The organism is Brevibacillus centrosporus (genome assembly GCF_046622605.1).
Taxonomy (GTDB): Bacteria; Bacillota; Bacilli; order Brevibacillales; family Brevibacillaceae; genus Brevibacillus; species Brevibacillus centrosporus.
In genome coordinates this window covers 394,350-412,605 of record NZ_CP176856.1, presented here as the reverse complement: position 1 = coordinate 412,605, position 18,256 = coordinate 394,350, and the positions used below count along the sequence as shown (strand labels likewise).

Annotated in this window: 17 protein-coding genes and 1 riboswitch; of the genes, 2 read left to right on the top strand and 15 right to left on the bottom strand. The window is 52.9% G+C overall.

The window, feature by feature from the left end:
* Position 1: 1 nt before the first annotated feature.
* From kdpC to kdpF, 4 genes are read right to left on the bottom strand one after another with little or no spacing between them, the layout of a single operon-like run.
* Positions 2-562, bottom strand: a complete 561-nt coding sequence (gene kdpC, locus ACLIN2_RS02275) for a potassium-transporting ATPase subunit KdpC (protein ID WP_411503124.1) — start codon at positions 560-562, stop codon at positions 2-4.
* A gap of 36 nt (positions 563-598) precedes the next feature.
* Positions 599-2,638, bottom strand: a complete 2,040-nt coding sequence (gene kdpB / locus ACLIN2_RS02270; RefSeq protein WP_411503123.1) for a potassium-transporting ATPase subunit KdpB — start codon at positions 2,636-2,638, stop codon at positions 599-601.
* A gap of 44 nt (positions 2,639-2,682) precedes the next feature.
* Positions 2,683-4,356 carry a potassium-transporting ATPase subunit KdpA gene (gene kdpA, locus ACLIN2_RS02265; RefSeq protein WP_411503122.1) on the bottom strand — a complete coding sequence of 558 codons (1,674 nt, stop codon included), beginning with the start codon at positions 4,354-4,356 and terminating at the stop codon, positions 2,683-2,685.
* Positions 4,357-4,400: 44 nt separating this feature from the next.
* Positions 4,401-4,478, bottom strand: a complete 78-nt coding sequence (kdpF, locus tag ACLIN2_RS02260) for a K(+)-transporting ATPase subunit F (protein WP_122925751.1) — start codon at positions 4,476-4,478, stop codon at positions 4,401-4,403.
* 461 nt (positions 4,479-4,939) lie between these two features.
* Positions 4,940-5,083, bottom strand: a riboswitch (cyclic di-AMP (ydaO/yuaA leader).
* Positions 5,084-5,522: 439 nt separating this feature from the next.
* Between kdpF and ACLIN2_RS02255 the strand changes: the two genes are divergently transcribed.
* Positions 5,523-5,891, top strand: a complete 369-nt coding sequence (locus tag ACLIN2_RS02255) for a DUF2294 domain-containing protein (protein WP_092270581.1) — start codon at positions 5,523-5,525, stop codon at positions 5,889-5,891.
* A gap of 77 nt (positions 5,892-5,968) precedes the next feature.
* On the opposite strand, the gene ACLIN2_RS02250 is transcribed toward ACLIN2_RS02255, so the two are convergent.
* The 11 genes from ACLIN2_RS02250 to ACLIN2_RS02200 form a co-directional block, all read right to left on the bottom strand.
* A complete protein-coding gene (locus tag ACLIN2_RS02250; protein WP_411503121.1) occupies positions 5,969-6,211 on the bottom strand; it encodes a hypothetical protein in 243 nt (80 codons plus the stop codon).
* Complete coding sequence (locus ACLIN2_RS02245) at positions 6,202-7,254, bottom strand: ABC transporter ATP-binding protein (protein WP_092270575.1); 1,053 nt, start codon at positions 7,252-7,254, stop codon at positions 6,202-6,204. The genes ACLIN2_RS02250 and ACLIN2_RS02245 overlap by 10 nt, the downstream gene beginning before the upstream one ends.
* Complete coding sequence (locus ACLIN2_RS02240; RefSeq protein WP_411503120.1) at positions 7,251-8,999, bottom strand: ABC transporter permease; 1,749 nt, start codon at positions 8,997-8,999, stop codon at positions 7,251-7,253. The genes ACLIN2_RS02245 and ACLIN2_RS02240 overlap by 4 nt, the downstream gene beginning before the upstream one ends.
* Complete coding sequence (locus tag ACLIN2_RS02235; RefSeq protein WP_092270569.1) at positions 8,989-10,077, bottom strand: ABC transporter substrate-binding protein; 1,089 nt, start codon at positions 10,075-10,077, stop codon at positions 8,989-8,991. Before ACLIN2_RS02235 ends, ACLIN2_RS02240 begins: the two co-directional genes overlap by 11 nt.
* Positions 10,078-10,089: 12 nt before the next feature.
* Entirely contained in the window at positions 10,090-10,890 is an 801-nt protein-coding gene (gene surE / locus ACLIN2_RS02230) for a 5'/3'-nucleotidase SurE (RefSeq protein ID WP_092270566.1), read from the bottom strand.
* Positions 10,891-10,908: 18 nt separating this feature from the next.
* On the bottom strand, positions 10,909-11,688 hold the full coding sequence (locus ACLIN2_RS02225) for a sugar phosphate isomerase/epimerase family protein (protein ID WP_092270563.1): 780 nt from the start codon (positions 11,686-11,688) through the stop codon (positions 10,909-10,911).
* Complete coding sequence (locus tag ACLIN2_RS02220; protein WP_411503119.1) at positions 11,664-12,485, bottom strand: PHP domain-containing protein; 822 nt, start codon at positions 12,483-12,485, stop codon at positions 11,664-11,666. Before ACLIN2_RS02220 ends, ACLIN2_RS02225 begins: the two co-directional genes overlap by 25 nt.
* A 402-nt stretch (positions 12,486-12,887) precedes the next feature.
* Positions 12,888-13,088, bottom strand: coding sequence for a copper ion binding protein (locus ACLIN2_RS02215; RefSeq protein WP_122925620.1), 201 nt, complete (start codon positions 13,086-13,088; stop codon positions 12,888-12,890).
* Positions 13,089-13,167: 79 nt separating this feature from the next.
* Positions 13,168-15,585, bottom strand: coding sequence for a heavy metal translocating P-type ATPase (locus ACLIN2_RS02210; protein ID WP_411503118.1), 2,418 nt, complete (start codon positions 15,583-15,585; stop codon positions 13,168-13,170).
* Positions 15,586-15,770: 185 nt separating this feature from the next.
* Entirely contained in the window at positions 15,771-16,697 is a 927-nt protein-coding gene (locus tag ACLIN2_RS02205) for a pseudouridine-5'-phosphate glycosidase (protein WP_092270550.1), read from the bottom strand.
* Positions 16,698-16,700: 3 nt separating this feature from the next.
* Positions 16,701-17,801 carry a carbohydrate kinase gene (locus ACLIN2_RS02200; protein ID WP_400586997.1) on the bottom strand — a complete coding sequence of 367 codons (1,101 nt, stop codon included), beginning with the start codon at positions 17,799-17,801 and terminating at the stop codon, positions 16,701-16,703.
* Positions 17,802-18,060: 259 nt separating this feature from the next.
* Between ACLIN2_RS02200 and ACLIN2_RS02195 the strand changes: the two genes are divergently transcribed.
* Positions 18,061-18,222: a hypothetical protein gene (locus tag ACLIN2_RS02195; protein WP_170184351.1), complete on the top strand. Its 162-nt coding sequence runs from the start codon at positions 18,061-18,063 to the stop codon at positions 18,220-18,222.
* The last annotated feature ends 34 nt before the right edge of the window (positions 18,223-18,256 follow it).

Here is an 18,256-nt window from a genome sequence, read left to right as displayed (position 1 = left end):
CTTACTTAAGCTGATCCAGTGCCAGGTTCAGCTTCAACACATTTACCCGTGGTTCACCAAATACCCCCAGGCTTCTGCCTTCTGTCTGTTCATCAATCAGTGCCCGAAGCTTGGCTGGATCCAGGTTTCTCGCCTTGGCAATACGATCTACCTGTACCAAGGCAGCTTGTGGAGAAATATGCGGGTCAAGACCTGAGCCGGAGTTAGTCAACAGATCCGCTGGGATATCCTCCTGTTTGACACCCGGATTCGCTTCAAGAAAAGCAGCCAAATCCTTCTGTGTACGTTCGATAAGCGCAGGGTTGGAAGGCGCGTAGTTGTTGGAGCCAGAGCCTGCCGCGTTATTTTCTATAGAAGAAACGCGTCCAGAAAAGTACTTCGGATCCGTGAAGTTCTGGCCAATCAGTTCAGAGCCGAGCACCTCGCCATTTTCATCGACGATCAAGCTGCCGCTCGCCTGTGCAGGCATGACGACTTGGGATATGCCCGTCATCGCCAGCGGATACGCCAGACCGCAAATCAACAACAGAACGAAACTGAGACGCAGATTGGTAAGCCACATATATCTTCACCTTTGCTTTCTTTGCGTAAATGATGGTTACACCAGGCTAAACGTCGCGAGGATCATGTCGATCAGCTTAATTCCGATAAACGGTACGAGAATGCCCCCCAGACCGTAGATCACGAGATTGCGGCTGAGCAGCTTCGACGCACTCATCGGTGTGTATTTGACACCCTTCATCGCAAGCGGAATCAGGATCGGGATAATGATCGCATTGAAGATCAACGCCGACAAAATCGCACTTTGCGGTGTCGCCAGATTCATGATGTTAAGAGCACTCATTTGTGGAATCGCCAGCATGAACATCGCCGGGATAATCGCAAAGTATTTTGCTACATCGTTTGCGATACTAAAGGTTGTCAAGGCACCGCGAGTCATTAACAGCTGTTTGCCGATGGCTACCACCTCGATGATTTTCGTCGGGTCGGAGTCCAGGTCGACCATGTTCGCCGCTTCTTTGGCCGCGACTGTCCCCGAGTTCATCGCCAGTCCGACATCTGCCTGAGCGAGTGCTGGCGCGTCATTCGTTCCATCACCAGTCATCGCGACCAGCTTACCCTCTGCCTGTTCTTTTCGGATTAAAGCAATCTTGTCTTCCGGTTTCGCCTCTGCCACGAAGTCATCGACGCCGGCTTCTTTTGCAATAGTCGCTGCCGTCAGCGGGTTGTCGCCCGTACACATCACCGTACGAATCCCCATGCGGCGCAGCTCCTCAAAACGCTCGCGCATCCCCGGCTTGACGGTATCTTTCAAATAAATCAAACCCAGAATGGTCTTGCCCTCCACAACAGCCAGTGGCGTTCCGCCGGCTACCGCGATTGCATTCGCTTTCGTCTCCAAATCGGAGGGGATGCTGCCTCCCTGCTCGGTAACGTATTTCTTGATGGCATCTACAGCCCCTTTACGAATAAGCGAGCCGTCTGCCAGATTCGTACCGCTCATGCGGGTTTCAGCACGGAACTCTATTCCTTCTGAACCAGGCAGCTGCAGCGCTTCGCTAGACAAACCCTGTTTCTTGGCCAGCTCAATCACGGAACGACCTTCTGGCGTTTCATCGTACAGGGAGCTTTGTGCTGCTACTTTATTCAGCACCTCCAGTTTGGCTTTTCCTACGGTCACAAACTCCGCTGCCATCCTGTTTCCGTGCGTAATCGTCCCTGTCTTATCCAAAATGATGGTGTTGATATCACCAGATGCCTCTACAGCTTTCCCTGACGTGGCAATGACGTTGAATTGTGTCACACGGTCCATACCGGCAATACCGATCGCAGACAATAAGCCACCAATCGTAGTCGGGATCAGACAAACGAGCAAGGCAATCAGTGTTGCAACCGGAATGGCTGCATTTACAAATCCGGCAATCGGCAAGAGTGTCGTGCACACGATCAGGAATATCAGGGTCAAGCTTACTAAAAGCGTACTCAGCGCAATCTCATTCGGTGTCTTTTGGCGTTTCGCCCCTTCTACCAATGAAATCATACGGTCGAGGAACGATTCACCAGGATCTGTCGTTACTCGGATGCGGATCTGGTCGCTGACGACACGCGTGCCTCCTGTAACCGAGCTGAAATCCCCTCCCGCCTCTTTGATGACAGGAGCAGATTCACCCGTAATGGCAGATTCGTCAACGGAGGCTACCCCTTCGATGATTTCCCCGTCGTTAGGGATCAGCTCACCCGTTTCCACGATGACGATGTCACCTTTGCGCAAATCAGTGGAATTGACCATTTGCAGGGATCCGTCTTTGGCAATTCGGCGGGCCTTTGTTTCCTGCTTGGTTTTTTTCAGACTCTCCGCTTGTGCCTTCCCGCGCCCTTCCGCCAATGCCTCCGCGAAGTTGGCAAACAGGATGGTCACGAAGAGAATGAAGCTGACTACCGCGTTGAAAAGGGGTTTCGCTTCTCCGCCAAACAGGTTGGGAACGAAGGTGAGGAGCAGGGTTATGACAAACCCTACCTCCACCACAAACATCACCGGATTCTTCATCATGACGCGCGGGTCCAATTTTTTAAAAGACTCGACAAACGCCCTCCGATACAAATCTTTGGGAAGCGCAACCGTGCGCGTTCTGCTCATCGTAAAATCTCCTTTGCTTCTATAATTTTTAATCCGTTTGCCTTCTATCGGATGGTCAGCCATTCCGCGATCGGTCCCAAAGCCAGTACCGGCAAGAAAGTCAGTGCGCCCACGATGACGACAGTAGCAATTAGAATCACCAGGAAGACGTTATTGTCCGTCTGCAATGTCCCCATCGTTTCCGGTACAGGCGTTTTGGCAATCAAGGAACCTGCTACAGCCAGCATGGCAATGATCGAGATGTACCGACCGAACAGCATGACCAGACCGGTTGAAATATTCCAGAACGGCGTGTTGTCTCCCAGTCCTTCAAACCCGGAGCCATTGTTGGCAGCGGATGAAGTAAATTCATAGAGCGCTTGCGAAATGCCATGGAAGCCAGGGTTCGATATCCCGGCGCTGCCCATGTCCGTCGCCAAGGCAATAGCCGTAGGTGCCAAGATGATCAAAGGGTGCACCAGAATCGCGATTGCGATCAGCTTCATTTCTCTGCCTTCAATTTTTCGTCCCAAAAATTCCGGTGTGCGACCGACCATCAGGCCTGCGATAAACACAGCTAGGATCGCGTACATGAGGATGTTGATCGTTCCTACCCCGTCACCGCCAAAGACGCAGTTGAGCATCATTTCACCTAATGGCACCAGTCCACCAAGAGGTGTCAACGTATCGTGCATGTTGTTGACTGTCCCGGTAGTGGCCGCCGTCGTGACTGCCGTAAACAAAGCCGTCTGCGCTATTCCAAAGCGAACTTCTTTCCCTTCCATGCTGCCCATTGTCTGGGACAGACCCGCTCGCTCCAATGCCGGGTTGCCATTCATCTCGTTAAAGTACGCCAGAAGTAAAAATGCGAGGAACATAACTCCCATGGCACCAAAAATGATCCAGCCCTGCTTGCGGCTTTTCGCCATGAATCCAAAGGTAAAGGGCAGCGATGCCGGAATGAGAAACATCGAGAGAATTTCCAATAAGTTCGATAGCGGAGTCGGGTTTTCAAACGGATGTGACGAGTTGACTCCGAAAAATCCGCCGCCGTTTGTACCCAAATGCTTGATCGAAACAAGAGAAGCGACAGGGCCTCGAGCAATTTGCTGCTCTGCTCCCGTAATGGTAGTGGCGGTCGCCGTCGGTTCCATCGTTTGTGGAACCCCTTGTGCGACGAGCAGCAGTGTAACGATGATCGAAAGCGGGATCAGTACCCGTGTATGCGCCCGGATCAGGTCGACGTAATAGTTCCCGATGCTGCGCTTGCCTGTCAGCCCACGCATGAATGCCATGACAACCGCAATGCCTGTCGCAGGAGTGGTAAACATCAGATAAATAATGACAATCATTTGAGACAGATAAGACAGCCCGCTCTCTCCGCTATAGTGCTGCAGGTTGGTATTAGTCAAAAAGCTGACAGCGGTGTTAAACGACAGCAGCGGCTCCATCGCGGCAATCCCACTGGGGTTTGCTGGCAGTACACCTTGCAGTCGCAGTATGAGGTAGGCAATCGCGACCATCGTAATGTTGCTCACCAATACAGCCACGGCGTACTGCTTCCAGCTCATATCGGCCAGTCGTATGCCGCACAACTTGTAAATCAGTCGTTCCGTTCCGCCAAAAAAGCGATCCAACCGAGTCTCTTCCAACGCGAATGCCCGAGACAAATATCGCCCCATCGGTATGGCCAGCACGAGCAGTACGACCAAAACCAACGCTATTTGCAGAAAATCCACGACAGTTCCTCCTTAAGTCCCTGGTTAAAATCAATCAGACTATTTTAGTATTTTTCCGGATAGATCAAGGCATGGCACAAATACAAGGCCAGCGCCGCCATAATCAACAGCAACAAGATCATTTTTCCTTCCCTCCCTGTTCTCTCACCACGGCGTCACAAAATTGGATAAATCCGAAAAATACACCAAATGAAAGCGCCAAGAGCAATATGGAAACTACGTCCATTTCTTCCCCCTCCTTCTTCGATTCTTGTACGAAAGCGGCAATAAAATAGACCAATGCTTACCATTTCCCCGATAGATCGCCATGCAGTGGCTGGGCAGGCGAAACAAACGAACGCTCTCGTTTGCATCACGCGGCCTTAACGATCTTTCCTCGGAGAAAAAGTACTCATTGGTCTACCGAACGCCCAGCTGGCAGGGGTTTGCCATCTTTGCGTTTTGTCTCCCGTTTCCTTTTTCTTCAATACGGCTTATTCTTTTTTGAGGCAAAACAAAAAGACCTGCAGAATGTTTCGAGCAAAACTCTTCTCTCCTGCCAATATGGCAACAAAAAAGGCCTCCTCGAATAGGCGGTCTTTATGACCTCCCTCGCTTTAGCCGACGAAGTTAGCTGACGGGTAGGATGGCGAAAGAGTTTCTCATCCCTCCCACAAGAATGTGGGATTAACCCCTACTGATTGGGTCCTCCGTTCCCGAATGCCTCGGGATTTGGCCAGAATTTGCAATTGTTGGTTACGAGTCTCATTATACGTCCGGCATAACTGAATGTTAATGTCCTGTATCTGCCTGTTTCGAACGATTTACGGATTCTTTATTGATGTAAGCGTTTTAACGTCAACAAGCCTCATGCGCTCATGTTATTTCAAGGTTTCTCTTGCTTTTTCAAATGTCTGCGCTGATGACATCACTGATTTTTCAGATCAGGTCATCCGAATGAGACAAACCGTACTGAATCGATCGGATCGTAGCTTCGAGTTCATCTGCTAACATCTTTTGGTCCGTTTTCATTCAGAATCTCTCCATTGGTCTGCCACTCTTCTAGTTATACCCTTTTCCAAAACAGCCAATTTATGCAGGTGGGAGTCTTGCCATAGGTTCCGGTTGACAGCTATCGGACCCCTGAGTAATATAAGGCACAATAATAACTACGGGAGGAATGGCACTTGGCCATCTCTAACAAAAAGAAGCTGGAGGCCGAGATCAGCGAAGCCTTCATCAAGTTTCAGCGGGAATTGATTGGACGAGGCCCCCAGGAAGCCAAGACCTATATTGTGGGAGATATGGTCATCGCGCGGTTTAAAGGTGTACTCACGGTGGAAGAGAAGCACCTCTCCAGTCACGAAAAGGGCCGTCGTATTGTGAAAGAAATGCGCGAGGTCTTGCGGGAGATGTACAGCGAGGAATCGGAGGCGATCGTGGAGAAGCATACGGGGTGCAAGGTACTTTCCAGCCACAGCGATATTAGCACCAAAATGGGCGAGCGTATCGAGGTGTACGTGTTGGACAAGGACCTTGAGAAAATACTGGTCTGAGTCCATTTGGCAAAAACGAATTACATAAAACAAGGCTCCGTCTAATGAGAGAGACGGAGCCTTTTCCTTCTTTCATTCTAGATTTCTAGCTGCCGATCTGTACCGCAAGCCACTTGGCCGAATCTTGCTCGGGCAAGCTGAGGATCACGTGATTGGCGCCTAGTCGCTTGTATACGCTGACAAAGCTCTGCCGCAGCGTGTCGTGCGCCCCGCCAGCCTGATGTCAGTGAAAACGCGGCTGTCTTTGCCTCGAGAAAAGCTGGTTCCTTTCCATTGCTGAGCGTATGGACAAACGAATGGAATGCATCCCCTACACGCATACCTCTACTTCCACCTGCTGGTCATACCCAAACGGCTCGCGGGTATCCGTAACGACCTCCCACTCTTCCTCTCCTACACGGATGGAATACAGCCATTCTCTCCCCTGAAACTGAGCGTGCCGGACCGTGCCCAGAACACCGCCTGACCCCACTTCCCACGGACGCAGCTTGAGCTGATCGGGACGCACCGGTAGCACTTGATGCGCGTGAAATGCAGAGCAGTCGCGCGAGACATGGATTGGTATGGTTCCCTCACCGTTTGCTAGCATGAACGTCCTAGCGTCTGCCCAATTCCCCTGCAGGAAGTTGGAGCGACCGACGAACTTGGCGACAAAGGGAGACTGCGGCTCGTAGTAGATGGCATGGGGAGTCCCTGCCTGTTCGATTTGTCCCCCTCGCATCACCACAATCCGATCCGCCATACCCAAGGCTTCAGACTGATCGTGCGTGACGTAGATGATAGCGGTCCCGAGCTCACGGTGAATATGCTGGATTTCCTTGCGCATTTGCATGCGAAGCTCCGCGTCCAGACTGCTCAGCGGCTCGTCCATGAGCAGCAGGTTGGGGTTGAAAACGATGGCGCGTGCCAATGCTACCCGCTGCTTTTGGCCTCCTGAAAGCTGGCTCGGGTAACGGTTTTCCATCCCCGCCAGTCCGACCATCTCCAGCATGTTCGCTACTCGTTGGCGCGGATTGTCCCGGTAATCCGCTGGGACATGCTGCTGATATTGCAACGGGAACGCCACATTCTCATAAACCGTCATGTGCGGCCACAAGGCAAAGGACTGAAACACCATGCCAATACGCCGCGCCTCAGGGGGAATCATCCTCGTTTTATCCGCGACCCGCTCCTGATTGATCCAGATCTCCCCATCTGTCGGCGTCTCGAATCCTGCCAGCAGCCGCAGCAAGGTCGTCTTTCCGCACCCGCTTGGTCCGAGCAGCGCTACAAACTCCCCTCGTCCTACAGACAGATCGATATGGTTTAGAGCTGTGACATTGCCAAACTCTTTGGAAACGCCAATCGCCATCGCACTGTTCATTCTTCTATCCTCCGTTGCCATAGTTGTTTCAACCAGCTGCCCACTGAAAGGACGAGCAAAATCGCTGCGACGATCAGGGTGGACAATGCCGTGCTGTGAGTAGTCGAGCCTGCCTGCTCAAAGCTGAAAATAACCACACCAATGGTTTCAGAGCCAGACGTCCACAGCAGCGAGGAAATCGTCAATTCGGTAAAGGCAGTCAAAAAGACGAGAAACAACCCTGTCAGCATCCCTGGTGAATAGAGAGGCAGGAGCACCCGGCGCCATCTCGTCCAATAACGCGCCCCGTTGATTCTGGCGGCTTCCTCCACTTCTTTGCCCACCTGCATGATCGACACCGTGCTGCTTTTTACCTGCAGAATAAAAAATCGGATAACATATGAGAGGAAAATGAGCCACACGGTCCCGTACAAGCCCGGCTGCGACCCCGGAATCGGCTCGATCCACGTCAAAATCATTGCCAGACCCAGTACCATTCCCGGCAGGGCATAGGGCAGCGCGATGGCTCCTTCCATCGCTTTACCTGCAAAGGAGGGCCGCTGGATACGCCAATGAGCGAACCACGTACCCGCGATCAGGCAGAAAAGACCCGCCATCCCTGCAAGCATGAGACTGTTGCTGATGGCTGCCCGTGTTCCCGCATGATTTTGCAGGACGAACTCGAAGTGCTTCCACGTCAGATTCTCCCAGACAAAAGGCAATCCATACGCTTTGAGAAATGCAGTGGACGCCATCGACAATAGCGGCAGCACACTTGTGACCAGGAGAAACCCCCAGACAGCCAGCTCGGCTCCCGGGCGTCTGTTTCCCAAAGGCACGCGTACTGATTTATCGGCTGCACTGGTCTGATCCACCTTGCTTTTTCTGACGATCAGCCACTGCAGTCCCGTTCCGGCAAGCGCGAGAATGGCGAGCAGGATCGATAAAACCGATGCACGCGCAAACGCACTTGGGCCAAATCCAATCACCTGCTCGTAAATTAATGTACTCAGTACAGAAACATTCTCGGGTATTCCCAAAAAAGCCGGGATTCCGAAGTTGTCCAGGCCGGAGATAAACGCGAGCAAGCCGCCTCCTGCTATTCCTGGCAGCGCTAGCGGCAGAGTGACCTTGCGAAACATCAGGTATGCCCCTGCTCCCGAAGAGCGTGCGGCCCACTCCAGCTCTTTGGGGATACGATGCAGGACGGACAGTGTCAGCATGTACACCAGTGGATAGTGGGTCAAGCCCATCACGACAATGATTCCGTCCAGTCCGTAGACACTCCACAGCTCTACCGGGCTTCCCGAAAGCCAGCTCGCCACCCGGTTCAGGACCCCCTGCGGACCGGCCATCTGTGTCCAAGCCAGCGTCATTACATACGAAGGAATGAGCAGCGGCAAAAGCGCCAGGAGATGAACCGCTCCTTTGAACCGAATATCGGTATAAGCGCAAAGCCAAGCCAGCCCAACGCCAAGCAATAGCGCGATAACCGTCGAAGCTCCTGCCGCCGCGACAGTATGACCAACTGCATCCCATGTCCGCACATCTTTCAGTACCTCAGAGAAATACGCCAAGCCGAATCCGGTTTCCGTCTCGACAGAAAGAGCGAGCAGCTTCCACAGCGGGTAGACAAAAAAGAAGGCGACTGGCACCAATACAAGCCACGTCGTCATCTTTTCCGTGGACCAGGGGGCGGCCCATCGTCGCCCCTTGTCCGTCTGCTGCCCCCGCTCCGTCAGCGCGGTCTGCAGGTTACTTGCCACCCATCATCTCTCCAAATTTCTTTTTGTCGTCTTCTCTCGCCGCTTCCAGCTCATCGATGCTGGCTGAGAGCACTTTGATCTCTTCGATGGACTTCAAGCCTGCCGGTGCCGCCACTCCTTTGCGAATCGGCGTATAGCCGAGACTCGCCGCCAATTTTTGACCATCCTCCGATAGGACAAAATCGACGAACGCTTTTGCCGCTTCCTGGTTCTGGGAGGCCTTCATAATTCCGATCGGCTCTGTGATAACGGGTACACCTTCGCTCGGGTACACCATTTCTACTGGAGACCCTTCCGTTTTTGCACGAGCAACGAGATAATCGACGATCATGCCGTAATCCTTTTCTCCGCCTGCTACGCTCTTGAGTACCGCGCCGTTTCCTTTGATGACCGTCATGGCGTTGGTCTTCAAGCCTTGCATGTAGTCCCAGCCAAAATCAGCTTGGCGTGTCAGCACCCCTACGTTGTATGCCGCTGCTCCCGAGTAGAGCGGACTTGGCATGATTGCTTTGCCGGAAGCCTCTGGGCTGGTCAATACCTTCCAGCTGTCTGGCATCGTCTTGACCTTATTGCTGTTGACCGCAAGAACGGTTGCCATCACTTTCGTCCCCGTGTAAGCCCCATCTGCATCCTTGTAATCCGCTGGAATGTCGGCTGCCTCAGGTGAAGAATAAGACAGCAGCAGATCTTGTTTTTTCAAGCTGGCAAAGGTCGGAGCGTCTGCAACCAGCAGCACGTCTGCCTTGACTTGCCCAGCTTTCGCCTCTGCCTGCAAACGACTGACCACTTCCTCTGTCCCGGAGCGGAACAGCTCGACCTTCACATCCGGATATTTTTTCGTGAAGCCCTCAATCAATGCCGCTGCATCCGTATCGGGCTGAGAGGTATAGAAGCTCAAGGTGCCTTCCACTTTTGGCGCAGTCGTAGCTGGTGCAGGAGCAGGCGCAGCCGCCGGAGTCGTGCTAGGCGTCGAAGCGGATGGGGCCGGTGCAGACTGGCTCCCGCAAGCAGCCAATCCCACTACCGAGATCGCTGCAAATAAAGACAAGGTCCATTTACGAAGAGTGACACTTTTCATTTCTGATTCCTCCTAATCATGAGTGGATGCGGATAGCGCACTTTGCTTGACTCCCTGAAACCATTTGCTGATCTTGGTCTTCATGGCGATGTTGGTCATGTTCAGCTGAAGCGGAGTAACCGTGATGAAACCATCCCGCAGCTTGAAATAGTCGGACTCCTCATCCTCGAAGTACAGCTCACCCAGATTGTCGGACAGCCAGTAGCAGAGATAGCCCTGCGGATCGTTCATCCCGACATACTGGTAGCGCAGCACATCCATAGCCAGCGGTACTGCAGCTACGCCCTTCACCATCTCCTTTGACAGATAGGGCAGGTTGATATTGAGAACCGCCTCTGCGCTGAGCTTGTGGCTAAACAGCGTTTCAAACACTTCGTAGGCGAGTGGCTCCACGATGGAAAAAGAGGCGTTTGGCTTTAAGGTGGCGAGTGAGACAGCGATGGACGGAATCTGGTACATCGCGCCTTCAATCGCTGCTGAGATCGTACCTGAGTAAAACACGTCCCTCCCCAGATTAGGACCACGGTTTATGCCGGAGACGACGACATCCGGCTTCTCCCTGAGAATGACCTCGATAGCCATCTTTACACAATCCGCTGGCGTTCCATTGACCGCCCATGCTTCGATCGATGTATCGAAAAAGTTAACTTTGTTTGCCTTTATAGGCGATTTCAGCGTAATGGCGTGGCTGATCGCACTGCGTTCCTGGTCCGGGCAGACAACATAAACATTGCCAAAGGGCTGCAGCGACTTCGCTAGACTGAGAACACCTGCGGAAAAAATGCCATCATCATTGGTCACGAGAATATTCAAGATTTAGGAAACCTCCTATCACATTGAGACACAATCCGGATGCTGCAAAAAGAGCAGGTTTTGCTTGAGCATAGATAAATCACGTGAATCGTCGAAGCCTTCCACTACGACAGGGCAATGCTTTTCCCACAATAGCGGCCAAATCCCCGGAAGATCGATCTCTCCCGTCCCCAATGGAACATGCAGCTTCGTTGCCGTTGCATCGCTGACATGGATTTTGTCGATGCCATCAAGCTCCTGATAAAATTGCGTCAGCGAGCTGGTGAGCGGAACGTGGGCGATATCAAAGGTAGCCGATGTCGGGTAATCGAGCGAGGCGCGCAGTCGATTCAGGTCCGCTGGAGTCACGATCATTTCCTTTGGCAGCGGCTCGATATGCTCGATGGACAGCACCCTTCCCAACCGACAGGCTTCCTGCGCCAGCTCGTTGAGACTCTCGATCAGAATCGGTTCATGCCACCCACGGTTTTTGGCGGACAACGTCACACGCCCCGGATGAACCGTAACGCTTTTGGCCCCGATCTCGCGGGCCAGCGACAGCGAGCGCTTGATTTCCAGGATCGATTGTTTGCGAATCCCTTGGTTGAGCGAGCACATATTCAAGTCCCAGCTCGCTGCGTGCAAAGTCAGCTTCAGCCCGGAACGCTTCGCCGCATCCAGAATCTCCTGAGGATTGCTTTGATGAAACCAGACGTGCTCCGCCCATACCTCCATTCCTGAAAATCCGTACTGCCGGGCGATCAGGATGGCCGCCTCCACCGGGTACTTCCACATCAGTGTCGAGGAAACATACAGCATGCCCACCACTCCTTTACCTCCGCCGGAATCGCGACGCTTCCCACGGGATAAGGACTGCGAGAGCCGTGTCCGTGGAAATCACTTCCTCCCGAGCGAATCAGATGATGCTTTTTCGCCTCTCGCTCCCAGAATGCCATCTGTGCAGCGGAGTGACGGGAGTAATACACTTCGATCCCGTCCAGCCCATAATCGAGCAAGGACGCTAGCTTTACCTCAAACGAGTAAATGCCGGGATGGGCTAAAACGGCGATGCCTCCACATTCGTGGGTGTACTCGATGGCATCCCGAGCGGAAAAGGACGGACGAGGGACATAGGCCGCAGCCCCTTTGCGCAAATAGCTGTCGAACAGCCCCTGCACCGAGCTTCCATAACCGCGAGCGAGCAAAGCTTCTGCAATATGCGTCCGCACAATCACGCTGCCTTTTGCCCGCTCCAGACACTCTTGCGCTGTAATCGACATACCCAATCGATTACAGCGCTCCACGATCTCACTCACCCACTCGATGCGCTCCTGCTGCCTTTTGTCCATCAGGTGCAAGAGGCGTGAATCAGAGATATCGAAGCCATAGCCCAGAATGTGCAGCTCATCCTCTGGTCCATCGGTATTCCATTCAATTCCCGGCACGATCCGAATGCCCAGCTGCCGGGCTTCCTCCCGCGCTTTCAAATAGCCATCTATGGTATCGTGATCCGTAATCGCGATATGACTGACATCGCGTGACTTTGCCTCGGCCAGCAATTCCGTTGGCGACATTCTCCCATCCGAAGCCGTGGTGTGCATGTGCAAATCCATCATGCCCGTTGCCCTCCCATCCCTACCGTTTTTTCGCTTTTGTTTGATTTCATTGTAAATTCGCTTTTTTAACGACGTATAAAGGCAGAACCAAGCTTTGATAAAAATGAGAAGGCGCTCCTGACGCCTGTTTTCAGTCGAAACCTCCTCCTTTATGAAGCGGAAGTAAACTATTTACAGATTCTTTACAAATTTGTTCTTTCTCCAAACAAAAACACCAGCTTCACATGCCTCTGTGTCAGCTGGTGCTTTTCGTTTTCCTTTTTGCCATGCCTGATCCAAAACAAAAAGGCCGATGCACAATCCCTCTGAACCAGATGGTCCAAAAGAACAGCAGCATCGGCCTTTCCCTAGCTTGCGGCACCCGAATTCGCATGGACGGTGGGCGCCCTCCTTTTATCGTCCTTACACGACGTCGTAGCCTTGCTCCTCGATGGCTTCCTTGATTGCTTCCTTCGACAAGCCACTTTCGTCATAGGATACTTCAACGGTTTTCGCTGCCAGATTCACCTTGCCGGTAGCTCCCAGCTCTTTCAGTGTTTTCTCGATGGTGTTGACGCAGTGGTTGCAGGACATTCCTTCTACATTCAGGGTAATGGTTTGCATGATGATCTCTCCTTTGGATTTATCGATATAGTTATGCGGACAAAGCCGCTTGTTGCCTGATTTTTAAGATGTTACCGATTTACAGCTTCACCCTTTGCAGACGCAGGGCATTGAGTACGACAGACACCGAGCTGAATGCCATCGCTGCGCCTGCCAGCCACGGAGCTAGGAAGCCCAATGCGGCAAACGGAATCCCCAGCGTATTGTAGGCAAAGGCCCAAAACAGGTTTTGCTTGATGTTGCGAATCGTCCGCTTGCTCATCTCGATCGCATCGGCTACACTGGTTAGCTCGCCGCGCATCAGCGTGATGTCTGCTGCTTCCATCGCCACATCGGTACCTGTCCCGATCGCCATTCCAATATCGGCAGTAGCCAGTGCAGGTGCGTCATTGATGCCGTCACCGACCATGGCGACTTTTTTGCCCTGTTCCTGCAGCTTTTTCACTTCAGCCGCCTTGCCCTCCGGCAAAACTTCTGCGATTACGTGATCGATTCCTGCCTCGCGGGCGATCGCCTCGGCTGTTTGCCGGTTGTCACCCGTCATCATGATCACGGTCAGACCCATTGCTTTCAGGCGCTCTACCGCCTGTTTGGAGGTAGGCTTGATGGTATCCGCCACCGCGATCAATCCCGCCAGCTTGCCAGAGGCGACAGCCAGCATTGCTGTTTTTCCTGCCTTCTCCAGCGCCAGCATCGTTTCCGCTACAGGCGTAAACGAGATACCTTCCCGCTCCAGCAGACGGCGTGTTCCCACCAGGACATCATGTCCGTCTACCTCTGCACGAATCCCGTATCCAGGGATGGCTTCAAAAGAGGTAGTTTGGGTGAGCGCGATTCCCTTCTCGCCAATGCCTTTCACGATAGCCTGCGCCAGTGGATGCTCGGAGTTTTTCTCAGCGGCTCCCACCAGTGCCAGCAGCTGTTCCTCATTCATTTCGATCGCCAAAACATCTGTCAGCTCGGGCTCGCCTTTTGTGACGGTACCCGTTTTGTCGAGAATGATCGTATCCAGATGGTGTGCGGTTTCCAGATGCTCGCCGCCTTTAAATAGAATACCTAGCTCAGCCGCGCGTCCCGAGCCCGCCATGATCGATGTCGGCGTCGCCAAACCGAGGGCGCACGGGCAAGCGATGACGAGTACGGCAATTGCCTTTTCCAATGCCTCGGCGAAATTGCCAGGGATGACCCAGAAATACCATGCGACGAAGGTCAGGACTGCGATACCTACCACAATTGGCACAAACACACCCGAAATACTGTCTGCCAGACGCTGGATTGGCGCTTTCGTTCCTTGCGCTTCCTCTACGACCTTGATGATCTGCGCCAGTGCCGTTTCCCTGCCTACCTTGGTGGCTTTCACTTTCAAAAAGCCGTTTTTGTTCAGAGTCGCACCGATGACAGAATCCCCTGCCGCTTTATCAACGGGAATGCTCTCGCCTGTCAGCATCGATTCGTCAACAGCCGATTGCCCTTCCAGAACGACACCGTCGACAGGAACCTTCTCGCCCGGTTTCACGTGCACGATGTCGCCTTGTCTCACTTCTTCCAGCGGAACGGTCATCTCCACGCCGTCACGTACGACGACAGCGGTCTTGGCTTGCAGTCCCATCAGCTTGCGAATGGCTTCGGATGAGCGGCCTTTCGCTTTTACCTCAAACAGTTTGCCCAGCAAGATCAGGGTGATCAATACCGCGCTGGTCTCGAAGTACAGCTCGAGCATGTGCGCGTGAGTCCCGATCGAAGAGATCGCCACATACAAGCTGTAGAAATAGGCGGCAGATGTACCGAGTGCGACCAGCACATCCATGTTGGCACTCTTGTTACGCAGTGCCTTGTACGCGCCGACGTAAAACTGTGCGCCGATGATGAACTGGACCGGTGTCGCCAAAGCTAGCTGAACCCATGGATTCATCAAGGCATCCGGCAGCCAGATAAACGAGGTAAAGGAGAAGTGGCTGACCATCGCCCAAAGTAACGGCAGCGAAAAGAGCAGCGAAACCCAAAACTTGATCGTTTGACGCCGGATCTCCATTTGCCGGCGGTCTGCTTGCTCCTGTTCCTTCCCTTCCTCCTTGCGTGCTGCCTGATACCCCAGCTTTTCGACCTGGCGGATGAGATCAGCCGTACCGATCTGGGAAGCATCATACTCCACTTGCGCTGTCTCCAAAGCCAGATTGACATTCGCCTTCAGGACGCCAGGCAGTTTGTTCATCCCTTTTTCGATCCGGGTCGCGCAAGCCGCGCATGTCATTCCGGTAATGTTCAGCTCTACTTTATCTGCTGCCACACCATACCCGAGCGATTCGATTTTCCCGCGGATATGATCCAGATCGGTAACAGCCGGATCGTAGACGACGGTGGACTTTTCCAATGCCAGATTGACATTTGCCGTCTCCACACCCTCCAGCTTTTTGAGACCTTTTTCTATCCGCAGTGCACAAGCCGCGCACGTCATTCCGGATATCGGCACTGTCGCTTCAGCTGTTTTGGCACTCATTTTGCTTCACCTCTAGATACCCCTCGAGGGTATATTTTTACGTATTGTTCCCCCAACGTTGTTTCGTTATCACATCTTTACTATACAATACCCCCTCCGGGTATATCAAGTGGTTAAATGAAAAAAAGCCCCATTTTTTCGGGGCTTTTCCTGAGCGATCGCAATTGCGTGCTTGTGTCGCTTCGTTAGTTTGCTTGGTTCGCTGCTTGCTGGTAGGCAACTGCGATTTTTGCAGCTACCTCTGCGTTGTGCTTCACCAGTGCAATATTGGTTTGCAGGCTTTTGCCTTCTGTCAGCTGCTTCACTTTGTCGAGCAAAAATGGCGTTACCTTTTTACCGGCGATGTTGTTGTCTTTCGCTTCTTTCAGCGCTTGCAGAATCACCGCTTCGATCTTCTGATGATCCAGAGCGTCTGCTTCAGGCACCGGGTTGGCGATGATCATACCGCCGTTCAGGCCCAGCTTCCATTTGGTATCCATCAAGGTTCCCACTTCTTCCGGGGTATCCAGGCGGAAATCTACCCCAAAGCCGCTTTCACGGGCAAAGAAGGAAGGGAATTCTGCCGTACGGTATCCAACGACAGGTACGCCGTGCGTTTCGAGGTATTCCAGCGTGCGTCCGATATCCAGGATCGATTTTGCGCCCGCGCATACGACTGCCACGTTTGTTTGCGCCAGCTCGGTCAGGTCAGCGGAAACATCCCACGTAATCTCGCCTTCGCGGTGTACCCCGCCAATTCCTCCGGTCGCAAACATGTGGATGCCCGCGAGCTCAGCTGCGATCATCGTCGCTGCTACGGTCGTCGCTCCGATTTTTCCGCTCGCCAGGATGTATGGGAAATCACGACGGCTCACTTTTTCTACCGATTTGTTCGTCGCAAACTCTTCCAGCTCGCTGTCCGACAGACCGATCTTGATTTTTCCGTTCATGATCCCGATCGTTGCTGGTACGGCTCCGTTGTCGCGGATAATTTGCTCAACCTCTTTGGCCATTTCGATGTTTTGCGGATAAGGCATACCGTGCGAGATAATGGTGGTTTCCAGCGCAACTACTGGCAGGTTGTTCTCCAGAGCGTGACGTACTTCCTCGGTAAAGGTCAGGTATTGTTTCATAAGTTATCTCTCCTTTTCGTATTGGTCTACGGTTTGCTCGAGCTGTTCGGGTCGCAGCAGCGGAGATACCGACTGCTCTGTTTTCAAGGTCAGAGCAGATGCGGCCAACCCCAGCTGGCAAGCTCGTTCAAAAGATTCTCCATTCACGTATCCATACAGCAGGCCAGAGGCAAACGCATCTCCTGCTCCCGTCACATCCACTACCTCCGTTGGGTATGGAGTGAACTGCTCGTCTGCATCCTCTGCCTGATAGTAAATGCCTTGCTCACCCATCGTGACGATGACACGCTTGACGCCGCGTTCCCTGATCCTGCGGCAAGCCTCGGCACACTCCTCGATCGATCCGATGCTCATCCCCGCCAACAGCTCGGCTTCCTCCCGATTGGGCAAAATTGCTTCTACTCCGTCCAATCGCTGTGGCAGCTTTTTGGCTTTAGCAGAAGAGACCGGGTCCACAAAGAGCGGAATACTCTCTTTTCGGCAGCGTTCGATGATGTAGGCTAAGCAATCTGCCGGTACGTTTGTATCCAGGAAAATTGCTTGGGCCGAAGCGATGTGCGACCATTTGTCCGCGTACATCTCAGGTGTCAGCGCATCGTAAATGTCCATATTCGCGAGGGAGACAACCATCTCTCCGTCGATGTCCAGCAGTGCTGTGTACGTACCTGTCCGCTGGGTAGGCAGTCTCCACACCTGGCTGATATCAACGCCATGCTTACGCGTTTCCTGCAGGATCCATTCGCCTTCCTTGTCTTCCCCGATGCTGGTAAACAGCGAAGTCTTGCAGCCCAGCCTGCCCAGATTCTCTGCGATATTGCGGGCGACCCCTCCGCACGATTCCATGATCGTCACGGGATTGGAGGAATGCAGGCGCACTTGCTGTTTGCCGCGCGCCTTGCGATCCAGATTGGCGCCGCCGATGCAGGCAATCGAGCCTTCGTCGCGTAGTACGTAAGCCCGTCCCTTGATCTCGCCGCGCTTGGTTAGCTGGGCGATATAGCCTGCGACAGCCGAACGGGAGATGCCCATGAGATCAGCCAATTCCTGCTGGCTGATAAACGGATTGTGGCGAATATGCTGCAAAATCTGCATTTCTTTATCCACGGTCATCCTCCTTTCTTCCTCAGTAGCATTCACAGCTTCGTTTACAAACAAAAGTCTATCACTTAAACAAAAGTTTTGCAACCAGGTGAAATATGTCTAATTTGCTAACGCGAGGCTTTCGTGGAGGGGCGTGCGCCATACGACAGTAGCCGCCACGCGGAGCATGAATAAAAGGGTCCGACCCAACAAGTGCTTGCGAGCGACGAGCATGAATCGCACGGATTGGAGAACAATAGGAAAAAAGACAAGGAGGATTGTCATGCCAGATCAGCGCCCTAAACAAGCGAAAAAGGACCCGCCGGAATACTTTTATTTTGACCTTTCCGATGAAGGACATGAGAAATTGCTGCAGCGCGAGCTTGAAGAAGCAAATACGAATCCCCTTTCTCCATTAGAAGAGGTAACCAAAATCGAATACTAAAGCACAGCCCTCCCTGACGCTATTTATCTAGGTC